Consider the following 17,637-nt stretch of genomic DNA (forward strand, 5'->3'; position numbering starts at 1 on the left):
TTCTAATTTAAAACTCCAAGTCTTCGATAATCTGTTGTTTAAGCGCTTGTTTTTGTTGCTCACCCAGCGACGTGTTGTCTTCCGAGGTTACAATGAACAAATCTTCTGCCTGCTCACCAATGGTGGTGATTTTTGCGGCCAACAAGGTGACGTTTTGCTGTTGTAAAATAGCCGCCAGTTTAGCAATAAGTCCCGGTCTGTCTAGTGTTATCAGCTCAAAAGTCGTTCGTCCCTGATGCTTGCTTGGTATAAAAGACACTTCGGTTTTTACCGAGAAATTTTTCATGCGGCGGGACAACGGGCGATTGGTTTTAGGGACAGGAACGCGTTTATGCAGTACGTCCAGTAACTGCTGCTTCACTTCTTCAATGCGTTGCGGCTCAGTTAACGGTTTGCCGTCTCGCTGCAAAACAATGAAGGTATCCATGACAAAGCCGTCGCGTGTTGCCAGTATTTGTGCATCCAGAATGCTGAGTTGCTGACTGTCCAGAACGCCGGCAACAGATGCAAATAAATGGCTTTCCTCATGATGATAGATAAACAACTCGGTGGTGCCATAGTTGTTTTCATCGCCAATCAGAATAAGCGGCAGCTGGTCGGTCGGCAAATTCAGAATGTGCTGCGAATGCCAGCTAATTTGCTCAGCGGTATGGCGAAAGAAGTAATCTGCTGTAAAGCGTCCCCAAAGGGCGTTAATGTCGCTTTTATCAAAGCCGGCGCTTAATAAAAGCGCCATAGCATTAGCTTTGTTTTCTTTTATTTTCTCCCGCACATCCAGTGTGGGTTGGCTGCTGTCTTGTTGCAGCAAATAAGCGGTCGCATTGTAGAGTTCTTCTAGCAGCGTCGCTTTCCAGTTGTTCCAAAGCGATTGATTGGTGGCTCGAATATCAGCAACCGTCAGGCAATAGAGAAAGTCTAACCGTTCTACCGTTTGTACCTGATTAGCGAATTCCTGAATCACTTCCGGGTCGTGAATGTCTCGCTTTTGTGCGGTGACTGACATGGTCAAGTGGTGTCGAACCAACCAGGCAACGAGCTCAGCGTCTTCTTCGGAATAACCGTGTTGGTGACAGAAGTTGCGAGCATCCATTTCACCCAGCTCTGAATGGTCGCCACCGCGGCCTTTGGCAATATCGTGAAAGATACCGGCTAAATATAGGCAGTACTTACGTTCCATTTGCTGCACAATTTTTTCGCACAGCGGAAATTGTTCGGCGTATTTCTCGTCGCTATAGCGATACAAGTTCCTTACTAAGCGGAAGGTGTGCTCGTCTACCGTGTAAGCATGAAAAAGATCGAACTGCATTTGTCCGACAATTTGCTGCCACTGTGGCAAGTAGCTGGCCAATACACTGTGATGATGCATTAACGAAAATGCCAAACCGCATCCCCGCTCATGCTGAATAAGCTGATTAAACTTATTTCGACAGTCTGGGTTGTGACTAAGCGGCTCGGTCAATTGAGCACGGGCGTTACGAATCAGCCTGATAGTGTTCGAATGAATGCCGGTTATCTGTGGGTACTCGGCAATACAAACAAAGGCTCGAATTAAGTTAACCGGGTTGTCAAAAACTTCATCATGACGTGCGGTTAGTAGTGTATTCGAGATAGCAAAGTCACGGTCAATGAGCTCAGCGTCCTGAAGGTCTTGCGTGCCTAAAATAGCCTGATGAAAGAACTGCAATAACATTTGGTTGAGCTCACTGACTCGAAGAACCACCTTGAAGTAGTCCTTCATCATTGTTTCGACGGACGACTTCCCTTCGTTTCCGTACCCTAACCGTACCGCTACACCGGGCTGGAAGTCGAAAAGTAGTCTATCTTCACGTTTTCCGGCTTCTATATGCAGTGCAAAGCGTATCCGCCAAAGCCAGTTCATACAGTCCCTTAACTCAACGAATTCATCGGCGGTCATATAGCCATACTCAACCAAGTTTTCATCTGAATGAGTCTGAAAATGACGCTTAGCAATCCAGCCTATGGTCTGAATATCACGCAGTCCGCCCGGGCTCGACTTAATATTGGGTTCGAGGTTATAGGATGTACTGTGATATTGCTGATGCCGCTGTCGCTGCTCATCCAACTTTGCCTGATAAAAATCACGGCTGCTCCAGGGGAAATCATTTATTAAGTGCTGCTGAAATTCATTGAATAGATCCTCTGAGCCAGTGAGGAAACGGCTTTCAATGAGATTGGTTGCAACGGTAATATCGTCAGCGGCTTGTTGAAAGCATTCATCTATGGAGCGAACAGAATGGCCGATATCCAGGTGCAAATCCCATAGAAAAGTAATGAGCCGGCTGAGTTTGTCTTCAACCATGCGAAGGCTATCGCTTTTTGGGTCAACCAGTATCAGTAGGTCAATATCAGAGCCGGGATGCAGAGTTTCCCGACCATAGCCGCCTACTGCAATTAACGTGGCGGATTCCTCATTCAGTTCAAATTGCGACCACAATTGTTCGAGTAACTGATCAAAAAAGTTGGCTCGGTGATGAACCAGTTCGTCAATGTCAGCGGTAACAAAACGAGTGGCTGACCAGTTTTGGTAACTGGTCAGTAACTCTTTATAGTCTTTTGTTTGCGGAGGGCTGTTACGGCTGGGCCAATGGCCGTGAAAGTCTTTATCATTGTCAGCATTGGCCATAAGCGTATACCTTTAGTCGTTGTGTTCAATGACGCGTTGTAAATCAGTCTCGTCGTTACGCAAAGTAAGTACTTCAACGCCGTTATCAGTTACTAGTAATGTATGTTCCCACTGCGCGCTTAAACTGCGATCTTTCGTTAATACTGTCCAGCCGTCTTTCATAAGCTTTGTTTGGCGTTTTCCGACGTTGACCATAGGCTCAATAGTAAAGCACATGCCGGGTTTTAACTCCTCACCAGTACCTGCTTTGCCGTAATGCAGAACTTGAGGATCTTCGTGGAAAACCGCACCAATGCCGTGTCCGCAATATTCGCGAACGATTGAATAGCCGTGGCCTTCAGCGTGCTTCTGAATGACTTCAGCAAAGTCACCAAGACGAATACCAGGCTTAACCATTTCAATGGCTTTATACAGAGACTCCTGGGTTACTCGAATAAGGCGCTCAGCTAAAATGGAAGGTTTACCAACGACGAACATTTTTGATGTATCACCGTGATAGCCATCGAGTTTCACTGTGACATCGATATTCATGATATCGCCGTCTTTAAGCTTCTTCGGTCCCGGAATACCATGGCAGACACAATGGTTAACTGATGTACAAATAGACTTAGGAAACCCATGATAATTAAGCGGTGCAGGGTAGGCGCCGTGGTCGGTAATGTATTTGTGGCAAATATCATCAAGCTCTTCAGTGGTTACGCCAGGCTTTACATGCTCACCTATCATTTCCAGTACACTGGCGGCGAGCTTGCCCGCTGCGCGCATCTTTTCAATTTCTTCCGGAGTCTTAATAGATATGCTCATTTTGTTATTCGTCCATACCGCTCATAAAAAACGACAGTTTAACAGCCGCAGCAAAACTTCGCTATGTTCACTCACTAAGGGCTTCTAAAAACACGATTTAAGTGGTTTTTAGTTGTTGTTGCCGCGGCTTTATGGTATAAAACGCACGCTTTTTCGGTTGGTCGGATATTCTCTTAATAAATGGTCGCCGCAAATAGCAACTCAATAAACAATTGTATAATCCACACATACACCGGCACATAAGGCGGGGTGCTTAGCTAGACTAAGTCGGCTTATGGGGTGTATGGAGGCTTAACCCCTTACAAAAGGAAAATATTATGGCTAACGTGTCAATGCGTGACATGCTGAAAGCAGGTGTCCACTTCGGTCACCAAACTCGTTTCTGGAACCCGAAAATGAAACCTTACATTTTCGGCGCTCGTAACAAGATTCATATCATTAACCTCGAAAAGACTGTGCCAATGTTCAACGATGCGTTGAGCTACATGCAGCACGTTGCTTCAAACAAAGGTAAAATCCTGTTTGTTGGTACTAAGCGCGCAGCGTCTGAAGCGGTTAAAGAAGCGGCTAACAACTGTGGTCAGTACTACGTAAACCACCGTTGGTTAGGCGGTATGCTGACTAACTGGAAAACAGTACGTCAGTCTATCAAGCGTTTGAAAGACCTTGAAACAATGAGCCAAGACGGCACTTTCGACAAGCTGACTAAGAAAGAAGCGTTGGTTAACACCCGCGAAATGGAAAAGCTTGAGAAAGGTTTAGGCGGTATCAAGAACATGGGCGGTTTGCCTGACGTTCTTTTCGTTATCGATGCTGACCACGAGCACATTGCAATTAAAGAAGCGAACAACCTGGGTATTCCTGTTGTTTCTGTTGTTGATTCCAACTCAGATCCAGACGGCGTTGACTACATTGTTCCAGGTAACGATGACGCAATCCGCGCGGTACAGTTATACCTGAACTCAGCTGCTGATGCGATTAAAGAAGCGCGCGTAGCACAGGTTGAAGCGAAAGACTCTGACGACTTCGTCGAAGCAAGTGAATAATCGAGGATAGAGATCATGGCAATTACAGCAGCTCAAGTTAAAGAACTGCGCGAGCGCACTGGCGCTGGCATGATGGACTGCAAAAAAGCATTGCAGGAAGTCGACGGCGATATGGAAGCCGCAATTGAACTGATGCGTAAAAGTGGTCAGGCTAAAGCCGCTAAGAAAGCGGGCCGTGTTGCCGCTGAAGGTGTTATTTTAGTTAAGTCTGAAGGCAGCCAGGCGACATTAGTTGAACTGAACTGTGAAACTGATTTCGTTGCTCGTGACGAAAACTTCTTAGGCTTTGGTGAGAAAGTTATCAACGCTGCGTTTGCAAACAAAGAAAACGACGTTGAAAAACTGAAAGCAACCGACATTGGTGGCGAAACAGTTGAGAAAACTCGCGAAGACTTAGTGGCTAAAATCGGCGAGAACATGAATGTTCGTCGCGTTCAAACGATTGAAGCTGGCGACGTTGTTGCAACTTACACGCACGGTGCTCGCATCGGTGTTGCTGTTGCATTAACCGGCGGCGACGAAGACTTAGCTCGTGACCTGTGTATGCACGTTGCAGCAAGCAGCCCTCAGTTTGTTAAGCCTGAAGACGTAGACGCAGAAGTTGTTGAAAAAGAGCGTTCTATTCAGGTTGATATCGCTATGCAAAGCGGTAAACCTAAAGAAATCGCTGAGAAAATGGTTGAAGGCCGTATGCGTAAGTTTACCGGCGAAATCAGCCTGACGGGTCAGCCTTTCGTTAAAGATCCATCAATGACTGTTGGTGAATTATTGAAGAAAGCTGGCGCTGACGTTGTTACTTTCGTACGCTTTGAAGTGGGCGAAGGCATTGAGCGTAAAGAAGAAGACTTTGCTTCTGAAGTTCAGGCTCAAGTGGCAGCAGCGAACAAAGGTTAATCTAGTGGTTTCGACCAACTTGATAACATAAAATACAACCGCGTCTTGAGCGTTCAGGACGCGGTTTTTTTTAACCTAAAAAAAGAGTAGAGGCAATAATGACTACCCATCCTAAACCCAGTTATCGACGCATATTGTTAAAGCTCAGTGGTGAAGCGCTTATGGGCGATGAGCCATTCGGTATTGACGCCAAGGTCTTAGACCGTATGGCGCAAGAAATTAAAGAACTGGTTGAACTTGGGGTTCAGGTCGGTTTGGTCATTGGTGGTGGTAATCTATTCCGCGGAGAAGGCCTGGCTAAAGCCGGTATGAACCGGGTTGTCGGCGACCACATGGGTATGTTGGCAACGGTCATGAATGGTCTTGCTATGCGTGATGCATTGCACCGAGCTTTCGTTAACGCTCGCCTTATGTCAGCAATTGAATTGACTGGCGTATGCGATAGCTACAACTGGGCAGAAGCCATTAGTTTGCTTAAATCAGGCCGCGTTGTTATTTTCTCGGCGGGTACGGGAAATCCGTTTTTCACCACAGATTCCGCAGCATGTTTACGCGGTATCGAAATAGAAGCTGAAATGGTTCTTAAGGGAACCAAAGTTGATGGTGTCTATTCAGATGATCCGGTGAGTAACCCGGATGCCACACTATATAAGCACATAAGCTACAATGATGTGCTGGAAAAACAACTGAAAGTCATGGATTTAGCGGCATTTACGCTAGCCAGGGACCACGGCTTGCCAATTCGGGTATTCAACATGAATAAGCCGGGCTCTTTACGATCAGTGATTCTTGGTGAAGAAGAAGGTACACTGATCAGTCACGATGCAGAATGAAGACAGATTCTAAGATTAAAGGGTATAAACAGTGATAAAAGAAATTATTGAAGATGCAAAATCGCGCATGGAGAAGAGTGTAGAATCGCTGCGCAGTCAAATGTCAAAAGTACGCACTGGTCGTGCTCACCCAAGTATTCTTGATAGTGTCATGGTTAATTATTACGGTACTGACACGCCGCTTAAACAGTTGGCAAATATCACGACTGAAGACTCTAGAACTCTGGCTTTGACTGTATTTGATAAATCATCATCGCAGGCCGTAGAAAAAGCGATTATGGATTCAGATTTAGGCTTGAACCCAGCCTCGGCTGGCGCTGTCATTCGCATTCCGTTGCCGCCGCTAACAGAAGAGCGCCGTAAGGATCTAGTGAAAATTGTGCGCGCTGAAGCTGAACAAGGGCGTGTAGCGGTACGTAACATTCGCCGTGACGCAAACGGCGATATTAAAGATTTGCTGAAAGAAAAAGAAATAACAGAAGACGAAGAGCGTCAGGCGGAAGATGAAATTCAAAAGCTGACTGATAAATACGTGAAGCAAATTGACGAAGCACTGAAAGCGAAAGAAGAAGACTTGATGGAAATATAATCATCAGGTGATGACTTCATTGGTGTATGACGCCGTGTCAGGTATACTCGCACGGCGTTTTTTAATGTTCATGGCTGATACATGAAAGAGCTACCGTCAATAAAACAGTTAGTACCCAAACACGTCGCTATTATAATGGACGGTAATGGGCGTTGGGCGAAACAACGTGGCAAAGCACGGACATCGGGTCACAAGGCCGGAGCTGAAGCGGTGCGTCGCGCGGTTGCCTTTGCAAGGCGTAATGGCATAGAGTCGTTGACGCTTTTTGCATTCAGTAGTGAGAACTGGAACAGACCTGCGACAGAAGTTTCTCTGTTAATGGAGTTGTTTATGTCGGTGCTCAAAAAAGAAGTGGTGAAGCTGGACGAGAATAATATTCAGCTGCGCATCATTGGTGATAAAAGCCGCTTCTCGAAAAGGTTGCAAAAGCAAATTGCGCAAGCAGAAGAAAAAACAGCAGGGAACGACCAATTAACTCTGAACATTGCCGCCAACTACGGCGGGCAATGGGATATTACCCAAGCCTGCAGGACATTGGCCAAAAAAGTTGAAGATGGCGACTTAACCGCAGAAGAAGTAACAGAAGAGGCGCTGGCAGATAATTTAATGTTGTCTGACCAAGCCACACCTGACTTATTGATTCGCACAGGTGGCGAGCACCGCATCAGCAATTTTCTGTTATGGCAACTGGCGTATGCAGAGCTGTTCTTTACGCCGGTATTATGGCCAGATTTTGACGATACAACCTTTGCAGAGGCCATTAACGATTTTGCGCAGCGTGAACGTCGGTTTGGGCTGACAAGTGAACAGCTAACTATGCTAATGCAAGACATAGATACTCGAACAGAGGAATAACACTTGCTAAAACAACGAATTATAACGGCATTATTACTCATTCCAATTGCGCTTTATTGCGTCTTTTTGCTCCCGCTTTGGGGCTTTTCATTGTTTATTCAGGCCGTCATTATGATGGGCGCCTGGGAATGGTCTCCGCTAATGGGGGTACGTCGTAAATCGGCAAGAATTGCGTATGTTGCCTTTATAGGGGCCATAATTGGTGTGTTGTCTTGGCTGGTTCCCTTAGGCGATTTATGGGGAGATGACGGCGCATTAAACACCGTGACTTATTACACGATAGTATTTGGCGGTGTTTGGTGGGTGATAGCACTGGCGTTAATCGTTAACTACCCATCAAGTCGTCGTGTCTGGTCCCGAACTCGTGCAATTGTTGGCGTGTTTGGAGTGCTTATTTTCATTCCGACCTGGGCAGCCTTAATGACTGTTCGCTCAATTAACTTTGAAGACAATCCTTATTTTGGTGGTTGGGTCGTTCTGTTTATTCTCTTACTGGTGTGGGCGGCTGACGTAGGCGCTTATTTTGCCGGTGTGCGTTATGGTCGTAATAAGATGATGCCCGCGGTCAGCCCAGGCAAGACAATGGAAGGCCTTTGCGGTGGCGTGACTTTAGCTTTTGTCGTCATGATGGTTGTTGCGCATTGGACAAAAGTGCCGGCTGATCAGTTTACGGGCTATTACCTCACGGGACTTTTTACTGTGGTTGCCTCAGTGTTTGGTGACTTAAATGAAAGTATGTTCAAACGTAGTGCCGGTGTGAAAGATAGTGGCTCAATTTTACCCGGACACGGTGGAATTTTAGACCGAATAGACAGTCTTACCGCTGCGGTTCCTGTATTTACTTTAGCTTACCTGGAGTTTTTGCACTAATTCTATGCGCACAATAACCATACTTGGAGCAACCGGCTCTATCGGTCAGAACACGCTGGACGTTTTGTCGCGGCATCCGGGAGACTTTTCGGTATACGCACTGACGGCGCACAGTCAGGTTTCTGCTATGGCTGAATTGTGCCTTACTCACCAACCCAAGTACGCTGTAATGGGGTCCAGTCAGGCTGCTAATGACTTGAAAGAACAACTTAGCGGTAAAGTTTCAACCGTTGTTTTACACGGACTAGAAGCTCTAATTGAAGTCAGTCAAAGCAGCGATGTTGACACGGTAATGGCTGCTATTGTCGGTGCTGCTGGCTTGAAACCAACCTTAGCAGCCATAGATGCGGGTAAAACCGTTCTCTTAGCCAACAAAGAAGCCTTAGTTATGAGCGGGCAGCTGTTTATTGACCACGCGCAGCGCTCTGGCGCTAAAATACTGCCGGTCGATAGCGAACACAACGCTATTTTTCAATGTCTGCCTAAAGCCGCTCAGGAGCATGTAGGCTCAATGAGTCTTAACGAGCACGGTGTTGACTACTTATTATTGACCGGCTCGGGGGGGCCCTTCCGTGATTTACCCGTCGATAAGCTGGAGCAGCAGACACCAAAAGCGGCGTGTAACCATCCAAACTGGTCAATGGGACAGAAAATATCTGTGGACTCGGCAACCATGCTGAACAAAGGGCTTGAATATATTGAAGCACGCTGGCTATTCAATTGTACCGAGCCAGAGTTAAAGGTGGTTATTCATCCGCAAAGCGTGATTCACTCAATGGTTCAGTTCACCGACGGTTCGGTTTTAGCACAAATGGGACAACCGGATATGCGTACACCCATTGCGCATACTCTCGGGTATCCAGAGCGTCTCAAAAGCGGCGTCGGCGGTTTAGATTTTGCAACGCTTAATGAGCTTACTTTCAGGCAGCCAGACTATGCTCGTTATCCTTGCTTGAAGTTGGCTATTCAGGCGTGCTGGGACGGTCAGTGGGCGACCACAACGTTAAATGCAGCTAATGAAATTGCTGTACAGGCGTTTTTAGATGGACATATTCAATTTACGGATATCGCCAAAGTGTGTGACTCGGTATTGCAGAACAGCACTCCAGTTTCTGCTGACAGCCTTGAAGTGCTTTTCAATTTAGATACCCAGTCTCGTGAGAAAGCGTCACAGTGGGTGAAGGAGTACGGTTTATGTTAGATATTTTGTGGTATGCCTTATCCTTCGTTGTTACGCTTGGAATTCTTGTTGCTTTTCATGAGTTTGGACACTTTTGGGTCGCTCGGCGCTGTGGTGTGAAGGTCCTTACATTCTCTATCGGTTTCGGGCGTCCTCTTTGGCAGAGACAAGCGAAAGATGGGACCGTTTATCAGGTAAGTGTCATACCGTTAGGGGGTTATGTTCGCATGCTTGATGAGCGTGTCGATGACGTCCCGGACGCTTTAAAAAGTGTGAGTTTTAATGCCCAGTCGGTTTATAAGCGATTTGCTATTGTGGCGGCGGGCCCCATTGCTAACTTTGTCTTAGCTGTGGCTGTATTGTGGTTAATGTTTGGTATGGGAGTGCCAACTGTTAAGCCTGTCGTGGGTGAGGTTGAACCAGGTTCGATAGCGGCCGAGGCTGGCATTCAGTCAGGCAGTGAAATACTCTATGTCGATGACGTCGAAGCTTATGACTGGCAGCAGGTTCAGTTAGGCCTGATGTCGGCGATAGGTAATGAGCAGGCAACCATAAAGTTGCGCACGAGTGATCAGCAGGAAGTTAGCCGAACCTTAAATATTGAAAACTGGACATTCGATCCGGAGACTGAATCGACTTTTGGAAGCTTAGGTATTTCGGTCTATCAACCAGAAGTGTATACCGCTTTAGCTCGGGTCGAAGCGGACTCTCCGGCGTCTAGGGCAGGGTTGCAGGAAGGCGATGAGATTCTTGAAATTGATGGTCGAGCGATTGATAACTGGCGGTCGTTGCAGCAGCAAATTGCCGAGTCTCCGGGAACATCGCTGGATATGCTGATTCTACGAAACGGGGAAAAAACAACCATCCCCGTCAAAATTGGGGAACGTGATACTGAAAATGGTGTCATAGGCTATCTTGGCGTTGCTCCAAAAACGGACCCATTGCCGGACGGGTATATATACAACCACCAGTACGGCTTGTTTAGCGGACTCTCTAAGGGTATTGAAAAAACTTGGGAGTTAATGGTTGTTAGCGTCAAAATGATAGGTAAACTGCTGACCGGTGATGTGTCAGTTAAAAATTTAGCAGGGCCATTAAGTATTGCTGAAGGGGCTGGCGTTAGTGCGAGCAACGGATTTGTTTACTTTTTGAGTTTTTTAGCTCTGCTCAGTGTCAATTTGGGGATTATAAATTTATTACCGTTGCCGGTTCTCGACGGTGGTCATTTGATGTTTTATTGCATTGAATGGTTTAAAGGGAAGCCGGTATCCGAAAGAGTGCAAGATATTTGCTATAGGATAGGCGGGGTGTTGGTATTCGCGCTGATGGCGTTGGCAATATCAAATGATATCATCCGTTTTGCATTCTAAATCACGAATTAAACAATAAGTAGCTAGTGATAATGACGTTTAAAAAGCTGTTAGTAAGTGCAATGATAGCGAGCGCTGTTGCTCCGGCTTATGCACAAGACGAATTTGTTGTAGAAGATATTGAAGTTAAAGGGTTACAGCGTGTCGCTTTAGGGGCTGCGTTAACCTATATTCCGGTTCGGGTCGGTGATGAAGTCAGCGAGCTGCAAATTCGCAGCGCAATTCGTTCACTGTATTCCTCCACGCACTTTGATTATATCGATGCTCGACGTGACGATAATACGCTTATCTTTTCCGTCAGTGAGCGGCCCACTATTGCAGATATTACCTTTGACGGTAACAGCGACATAAAAGACGAACAGCTGCAAGGTAGCTTAACCGACAACAACATTATTGTTGGCGAGCCGCTCGACAGAACGACCATTGCAGGCATTGAAAAAGGTCTTGAAGACTTTTACCACAGCGTGGGTAAATACAATGCGTCTGTCGAAGTTCAGGTGGTGGACTTGCCGCGTAATCGGGTTGAGCTACGTATGACCTTTGAAGAAGGGGATGCCGCAGAAATTGCCCAAATTAATATCGTCGGTAATAAAGCGTTCTCTGACGCTCAGCTCCTGGATACTTTCGAGTTACGCGATGATTTGCCCTGGTGGAACGTTATTGGTGAAAAACGTTATCAGAAGCAGCAACTTAGCGGCGACCTTGAAACCCTTGAGTCCTTTTATCGTGACCGCGGTTACCTGCGCTTTCAGGTCGAGTCTGTACAAGTGTCAATGACACCGGATCGTGAGGGTGTATACATCACTCTTAACGTCAATGAAGGTGACAAATACAATGTCAGCGAAACGGATGTTATCGGTGACTTAAAGGGTCACGAAGAGATGATTACGCGTATCGCCCAAATTGAAGAGGGAACGCTTTATAACGCCGCACAAGTGACTTACATTGAAGACATGATAAGCCGCTTTTACGGTCGCTACGGTTATGCTTACCCTGAAGTACGTGCTATTCCCGAACATAACGAAGACGATAAAACGGTAAAAATCACGTTTTCAGTGAATCCGGGTAAGCGTGTTTACGTGCGCCGTATTAAGTTTGAAGGCAATAGCGCAACCCAAGACCGCGTACTGCGTCGTGAAATGCGTCAATTAGAAGGTGCCTGGCTGTCAGACAGTAACGTAGAGCAGGGTAAAGTGCGCCTTGAGCGCTTAGGTTTTTTTGAAACTGTCGAGACCTCTACCGAACGGGTCGAGGGCAGCGACGACGAAGTAGATATTACTTATAAAGTTAAAGAGCAGCCTTCAGGCTCATTTAATGCTGGCATTGGTTATGGAGACTACTCGGGACTTCAGTTAAACGCTGGTGTTCAACAGAATAACTTCTTGGGAACGGGTAACCGGGTTGGCTTTAATATCAGTACCAGCCGTTTTAATAAAAATGCAAGTGTTTCCTATACAGACCCGTATTTTACAATTAACGGCGTTAGCCTGTCTGGTCAGATTTACATGAGTGAGTTTGATGCAGGTCGTGCGGAAAACTTGGTTCAATACAACCAGAAGACCTATGGTGTGTCGTCGGGCTTAAGCTTCCCAATTGACGAAATTAACCGTCTGAACTTTGGTGTTGGTTATAAGAACCAAGAAGTGGCGGCAGCGAATACCGACTCTTACGAACAAATTAGTAATTTTTTCCAACCGTTTTTAGACCCAACAGCGCCGGATGAAGCCGTTGGCTTTGACATTTATGAAGTGAATGCCGGTTGGTCACGAGTGACTCTGAACCGAGGTACTTTCCCAACCAGCGGTTCATCGCAACGCTTTGGTGTAGAAGTTGCAACGCCATTGAGTGATGTGCAGTACTTCCGCTTTAATTACGATTATAAACATTACTTTCCAATTACCCGCGACCAGCAATGGACATTCCTAACTCGCCTGAATTTAGGCTATGGTAATGGTTATGGCGAAAGTGATGACGGTAACGAATTTTTACTGCCTTTCTGGGAAAATTTCCGTGTAGCAGGTCAAGGTGACTTACGAGGCTTTGAACCTAACACAGTAGGCCCTAGAGCCGTTCAGCTTGGCGGCGGCATGGCGACGCCTCCAGGTGTCGATGGTAGTCCCGGTGGTATTCCGTCGACGAATGAGAGTGTTTTTGTCAGTCAATATGCTGTGGGCGGTAACGCAAAAGTTGTCGGTGGTCTGGAGCTTATTGTACCGACACCGTTTATCGACGAAGGTATGCGTAATAGTGTAAGAACCAGCGTCTTTGTTGACTTTGGTATGGTTTGGGATACAGAATTCAATTACGATACCTATAAAGATCTACCGATGAGCCCAAACAGTCGCTATGAATTAAGTGATTATAGCTCACCGGGAGACTTCCGAGCTTCTGCTGGTGTTTCAGTACAGTGGATTTCACCTATGGGGCCATTAACGTTCTCGTTAGGTCGAGCGCTTAAAGAAGTGGCAGGTGATGAAACTCAGGTGTTCTCATTTAACATTGGTACGACATTCTAATAATAAAGCTAAAATAGCAATTTGAAGGAGTAATATTTTGAAAAAGTTAATGAAATCAACAGCAGCAGCTGTCGCTATTTCAACCGCACTGTTTGCTGGTGCCGCTCAAGCGCAGCAGAAAATTGGTGTTGTTGACATGATGAACGTGTTTCAGCAACTGCCACAGCGTGAGCAAATTTCTGAAAAACTGCAAAATGAGTTTCAGGATCGCTTTGAAGAAATGCGTCAGCTAGAGCAAAAAGTTCAGGAGCTTCGTCAGAAGCAAGAGCGTGATGCTTCAATTATGTCAGAAGCAGAAAAAACTCAGCTGGCTCGCGAGCTTGAGCAAACAATTTCTCAAGCGCAGCTTAAGAGCAAAGCGCTGCAGGAAGACACGCGCGCTCGTCAAAACGAAGAGCGTAACAAGCTGCTAGCCAAAGTTGAGGGCGTTATTACTGACATTGCAGAAGAAGAAGGCTATGACGTTGTCTTACAACGCAACGCTGTTGCATACATGAAAGCTGGTAACGACTTGTCAGACGAAGTTGTCGAGAAAATGTCTTCAGGAAATTAATATGTCCGAATACATATTGCAGCAGTTGGCTGACCATGTGGGTGGGGAGGTGCGAGGAAACTCGCAGCTCCCCATTTTGCGCGTGGCAACCTTGCAATCAGCGAGCTCCGATGCCATAGCGTTTTTGGCAAACAGCCGCTATAAAAAACAGTTAGAAACCACGCAGGCCGGGGCGGTTTTAGTCAGTCCGAAAGATGACAGCGACGAGGTGGATAACGCCATTATCGTTAATAATCCGTATGCGGCATTTGCTCACATAGCTCAATTACTCGATACCACCCCAAAACCGGCAGAAGGTATTGCGAAAACAGCCGTCATCGCAGACTCTGCTCATATTGGCAAAAACGTGAGTATTGGTGAGTATGCAGTAATTGAAGAAGGAGCTCATATTGGTGATAACACCAGTATTGGACCACACTGTTATGTAGGACGCGAGACCATAGTTGGCTCGGACTGTACTTTGTGGTCCGGAGTGAAGATATACCACCAGTGCGTCATTGGTAACAATTGTTTATTCCATTCCGGAGCCGTTATTGGTGCCGATGGCTTTGGTTGGGCGCCAGAAGACGGGAAGTGGGTTAAAATACCGCAGCTAGGCCGTGTGGTCATTAAAAATAACGTCGATATTGGTGCCAGTACAACTATTGATAGAGGTGCGTTAGACGATACCGTCATAAGCTCTGGCTGTATTATCGATAACCAGTGTCAAATTGCTCATAATGTCTTTATTGATGAAGATACGGCCATTGCTGGTTGTACAGTATTGGCAGGAAGTTGCCGTATCGGTAAGCGCTGCATGATTGGTGGAGCTTCGGCGATTAACGGACATATCAGTATTTGTGATGATGTGCAGATAATGGGCTTTGCTATGGTGATAAAAGAAATCACTGAACCGGGTGTTTATGCGTCAGGCATACCGGCTGCCAGCCACCGTGAGTGGCGGCGCAACGGTGCTCGCTTTAGACAGCTTGATGACTTATTCAAGCGTGTAAAAGAGCTCGAGAAAAAAGCAGATTAACTTTCAAGGTGAATGATTTGAAAATAAAGGACTCAGGATTTGATATTCAGGGCGTACTTGAGTTACTCCCGCATCGCTATCCATTTTTGCTCATTGACAGAGTTATTGAAACGAACTCAAAAGACTCGTTACATGCTATAAAAAATGTCAGCTTTAACGAGCCAATGTTTAATGGACACTTCCCGGAAAAACCAATTTTCCCGGGCGTTTTGCTGTTAGAAGCAATAGCGCAAGCCTGTGGTCTACTGGGGTTCAAAATTACCGAAAGTAAGAAAAACGCCAACGATTTATACCTTTTTGCCGGTATTGATAACGCGCGGTTTAAACGCCAGGTCGTGCCCGGTGATACAATCGATTTTTACGTTACTTTTGAGAAAGAACGTCGCGGTATTTGGAAATTTAGTGGTCGTGCAGAAGTAGATGGTGAAGTTGCGTGTACGGCTGAAATTATCTGCGCAAGAAGAGAAGTGTAGTGATTCACGAAACAGCAATTATCGATCCGAAAGCACGTATTGGCGAGAACGTCAGTGTTGGTCCGTGGACGGTTATTGGTCCTGATGTTGTTATTGGCGACAACTGCGATATTCGCTCGCATGTTGTCGTTAAAGGCCCGACGACGATAGGGAAAGGCAATACTATCTATCAGTTCGCGTCCGTCGGAGAGGACTGCCAGGATAAAAAGTACGCAGGTGAGCCGACTGAGTTAATCATTGGTGATAACAATGTTATTCGTGAATCGGTCACTATTCACAGAGGTACCGTTCAGGATAACTCTCTGACTAAAATTGGCGACAATAACTTGTTCATGGCCTATGTGCATGTGGCGCACGACTGCATGATTGGCGACAACAATATTTTTGCTAACCAGGTGAGTTTAGCGGGGCATGTGCATATTGGTGACTGGGTTATTCTTGGCGGTATGACAGGCGTACATCAGTTCTGCCATATTGGTTCTCATGCTTTTGCGGCAGTAAACTCCATCGTTGTTCAAGATATTCCTCCTTTTGTTATGGCGCAGGGGCATAACGCCCGCCCCCGTACTATCAATGCAGAAGGGCTAAAGCGCCGCGGCTTTACTCCGGAGCAAATTCAAAACATCCGCCGGGCTTATAAGCTGCTGTACCGCGCCGGACACACAACTGAAGAAGCGTTAGAGCATATTGCAGCGTTGAGCGAACCTGCGTTGGATGGCTTTACTGACTTTGTTCGCCATAGCAGCCGTGGCATTATTCGCGGCTAAACAGTCCCGTTGAATAGTCCTTAGTTAGCGAGCCCGTAATGACAAAAAGCATAAAAGTTGCCTTGGTTGCCGGCGAGCATTCTGGCGACTTATTGGGCGCCGGCCTTATCAAAGCGCTAAAACAGCGCCACACCAACATCGAGTTCATCGGTGTTGGAGGGCCGCTCATGCAAGAGCAGGGGCTCAAGTCATTTTTTCCAATGGATGATCTTGCCGTTATGGGCATTGCAGAAGTGCTTAAGCAGCTTCCTAAACTGCTTAAACACCGAAAGCAGCTGGTTCAGTACCTTATTGGTGAACAGCCCGATGTCATGGTGGGAATAGACGCACCAGATTTTAACCTTACGGTCGAGAAACGCTTAAAGAAAGCTGGTATTCCTACCATACATTACGTTAGTCCGTCGGTTTGGGCCTGGCGTGAAAACCGTATAAAAGGCATTAAGCAGTCGGTTAACCATGTATTGTGTTTGCTACCGTTCGAAAAAGAGTTTTACGATAAGCATCAATTGCCGGCCACCTTTGTTGGTCACCCCCTGGCTGATGATATTCCTCTTGAATGGAGCAAAAACGACGCAAGAAATGAGCTGAACATAGAGCCACACGGAAAGTACTTAGCTATTTTACCGGGGAGCCGTTCTGGCGAAATTGAGCGCATGGCTCCGCTATTTCTAAATGTGGCTAAGCGCCTCTTTGCAAAATTCCCAGAGCTTAAGTTCGTCGCCCCGATGATAAGCGAACAAAGAGCAGAGCAGTTTAATCACCTGGTGAAGCAGCATGCGCCGGAGCTGACAATTAATACACCTATCGGTAATAGTCGATTGACTATGGCAGCATCCGACTACTTGCTGTTGACCTCCGGCACTGTTGCATTAGAAGCGTTATTAATAAAACGGCCTATGGTCGTTGCTTACCGCTTTCATTGGTTGAGCTACCAAATTATTAAACGTCTTTTCCACGCACCATTTTTCTCACTGCCTAATTTATTGGCAGGTCGTAAAATTGTTCCTGAACTGGCTCAAGCACAGGCGTCAGAGAATAACATTGAGCAAGAGTTGTCTGTTCTTATCGAATCGGACAATCATGCGCTTTTAGAGCAGTTCACTCAAATACATCAGCAGCTTAAAGTTACCGCCAGCGAAAAAGCCGCAGACGTTGTTGACTCCTTTCTATAATTTAGAATCTTAGCGTCGATAATCTAAACTCTTCTTTTGTCGTAATAACTTCT

General features: G+C 46.3%; 16 protein-coding genes. 14 read left to right on the forward strand and 2 right to left on the reverse strand.

Annotated elements, in window-relative coordinates; translation table 11 throughout:
• Positions 1-7: 7 nt before the first annotated feature.
• Complete coding sequence (gene glnD, locus UM402_RS05500; protein WP_058579329.1) at positions 8-2,644, reverse strand: [protein-PII] uridylyltransferase; 2,637 nt, start codon at positions 2,642-2,644, stop codon at positions 8-10.
• A gap of 12 nt (positions 2,645-2,656) precedes the next feature.
• Positions 2,657-3,448: a type I methionyl aminopeptidase gene (map, locus tag UM402_RS05505; protein ID WP_058579328.1), complete on the reverse strand. Its 792-nt coding sequence runs from the start codon at positions 3,446-3,448 to the stop codon at positions 2,657-2,659.
• Positions 3,449-3,765: 317 nt separating this feature from the next.
• On the opposite strand from map, the gene rpsB reads away from it, so the two are divergent.
• The 14 genes from rpsB to lpxB all read left to right on the forward strand — a co-directional run bounded on the left by rpsB (position 3,766) and on the right by lpxB (position 17,584).
• Entirely contained in the window at positions 3,766-4,494 is a 729-nt protein-coding gene (rpsB, locus tag UM402_RS05510) for a 30S ribosomal protein S2 (RefSeq protein WP_058579327.1), read from the forward strand.
• Between the two features lie 15 nt (positions 4,495-4,509).
• A complete protein-coding gene (gene tsf / locus UM402_RS05515; RefSeq protein ID WP_053952692.1) occupies positions 4,510-5,388 on the forward strand; it encodes a translation elongation factor Ts in 879 nt (292 codons plus the stop codon).
• A gap of 98 nt (positions 5,389-5,486) precedes the next feature.
• Positions 5,487-6,221, forward strand: a complete 735-nt coding sequence (pyrH, locus tag UM402_RS05520) for a UMP kinase (protein WP_053952691.1) — start codon at positions 5,487-5,489, stop codon at positions 6,219-6,221.
• A gap of 31 nt (positions 6,222-6,252) precedes the next feature.
• Entirely contained in the window at positions 6,253-6,810 is a 558-nt protein-coding gene (gene frr, locus UM402_RS05525; RefSeq protein WP_053952690.1) for a ribosome recycling factor, read from the forward strand.
• 81 nt (positions 6,811-6,891) lie between these two features.
• Positions 6,892-7,665, forward strand: coding sequence for a polyprenyl diphosphate synthase (gene uppS / locus UM402_RS05530; protein WP_058579326.1), 774 nt, complete (start codon positions 6,892-6,894; stop codon positions 7,663-7,665).
• A gap of 3 nt (positions 7,666-7,668) precedes the next feature.
• A complete protein-coding gene (locus UM402_RS05535) occupies positions 7,669-8,535 on the forward strand; it encodes a phosphatidate cytidylyltransferase (RefSeq protein ID WP_058579325.1) in 867 nt (288 codons plus the stop codon).
• Between the two features lie 4 nt (positions 8,536-8,539).
• Positions 8,540-9,736, forward strand: coding sequence for a 1-deoxy-D-xylulose-5-phosphate reductoisomerase (gene ispC, locus UM402_RS05540; protein WP_058579324.1), 1,197 nt, complete (start codon positions 8,540-8,542; stop codon positions 9,734-9,736).
• The gene (gene rseP / locus UM402_RS05545) at positions 9,730-11,085 is read left to right on the forward strand and encodes a sigma E protease regulator RseP (protein WP_053952686.1); all 1,356 of its coding nucleotides are present in this window, start codon (positions 9,730-9,732) and stop codon (positions 11,083-11,085) included. Before ispC ends, rseP begins: the two co-directional genes overlap by 7 nt.
• 32 nt (positions 11,086-11,117) lie before the next feature.
• Complete coding sequence (bamA, locus tag UM402_RS05550) at positions 11,118-13,601, forward strand: outer membrane protein assembly factor BamA (RefSeq protein ID WP_058579323.1); 2,484 nt, start codon at positions 11,118-11,120, stop codon at positions 13,599-13,601.
• 37 nt (positions 13,602-13,638) lie between these two features.
• On the forward strand, positions 13,639-14,154 hold the full coding sequence (locus UM402_RS05555) for an OmpH family outer membrane protein (RefSeq protein WP_322295459.1): 516 nt from the start codon (positions 13,639-13,641) through the stop codon (positions 14,152-14,154).
• Position 14,155: 1 nt separating this feature from the next.
• Positions 14,156-15,172, forward strand: coding sequence for a UDP-3-O-(3-hydroxymyristoyl)glucosamine N-acyltransferase (gene lpxD / locus UM402_RS05560; RefSeq protein WP_058579322.1), 1,017 nt, complete (start codon positions 14,156-14,158; stop codon positions 15,170-15,172).
• A 17-nt stretch (positions 15,173-15,189) separates the two neighbouring features.
• A complete protein-coding gene (fabZ, locus tag UM402_RS05565) occupies positions 15,190-15,645 on the forward strand; it encodes a 3-hydroxyacyl-ACP dehydratase FabZ (protein WP_058579586.1) in 456 nt (151 codons plus the stop codon).
• Positions 15,645-16,412, forward strand: a complete 768-nt coding sequence (gene lpxA / locus UM402_RS05570) for an acyl-ACP--UDP-N-acetylglucosamine O-acyltransferase (RefSeq protein ID WP_058579321.1) — start codon at positions 15,645-15,647, stop codon at positions 16,410-16,412. Before fabZ ends, lpxA begins: the two co-directional genes overlap by 1 nt.
• Before the next feature lie 38 nt (positions 16,413-16,450).
• Positions 16,451-17,584 carry a lipid-A-disaccharide synthase gene (gene lpxB / locus UM402_RS05575; protein ID WP_058579320.1) on the forward strand — a complete coding sequence of 378 codons (1,134 nt, stop codon included), beginning with the start codon at positions 16,451-16,453 and terminating at the stop codon, positions 17,582-17,584.
• Positions 17,585-17,637: the final 53 nt, after the last annotated feature.

The organism is Idiomarina sp. OXR-189, from assembly GCF_034373425.1.
Lineage (GTDB): Bacteria > Pseudomonadota > Gammaproteobacteria > Enterobacterales > Alteromonadaceae > Idiomarina > Idiomarina zobellii.

Bases quoted from the DNA above. Each gene is read 5' to 3' on its own strand.
- ispC (WP_058579324.1), top strand. From the start codon at position 8,540: ATGCGCACAATAACCATACTTGGAGCAACCGGCTCTATCGGTCAGAAC.
- lpxD (WP_058579322.1), top strand. From the start codon at position 14,156: ATGTCCGAATACATATTGCAGCAGTTGGCTGACCATGTGGGTGGGGAG.
- tsf (WP_053952692.1), top strand. From the start codon at position 4,510: ATGGCAATTACAGCAGCTCAAGTTAAAGAACTGCGCGAGCGCACTGGC.
- lpxB (WP_058579320.1), top strand. From the start codon at position 16,451: ATGACAAAAAGCATAAAAGTTGCCTTGGTTGCCGGCGAGCATTCTGGC.
- rseP (WP_053952686.1), top strand. From the start codon at position 9,730: ATGTTAGATATTTTGTGGTATGCCTTATCCTTCGTTGTTACGCTTGGA.
- pyrH (WP_053952691.1), top strand. From the start codon at position 5,487: ATGACTACCCATCCTAAACCCAGTTATCGACGCATATTGTTAAAGCTC.
- bamA (WP_058579323.1), top strand. From the start codon at position 11,118: ATGACGTTTAAAAAGCTGTTAGTAAGTGCAATGATAGCGAGCGCTGTT.
- uppS (WP_058579326.1), top strand. From the start codon at position 6,892: ATGAAAGAGCTACCGTCAATAAAACAGTTAGTACCCAAACACGTCGCT.
- map (WP_058579328.1), bottom strand. From the start codon at position 3,448: ATGAGCATATCTATTAAGACTCCGGAAGAAATTGAAAAGATGCGCGCA.
- glnD (WP_058579329.1), bottom strand. From the start codon at position 2,644: ATGGCCAATGCTGACAATGATAAAGACTTTCACGGCCATTGGCCCAGC.
- rpsB (WP_058579327.1), top strand. From the start codon at position 3,766: ATGGCTAACGTGTCAATGCGTGACATGCTGAAAGCAGGTGTCCACTTC.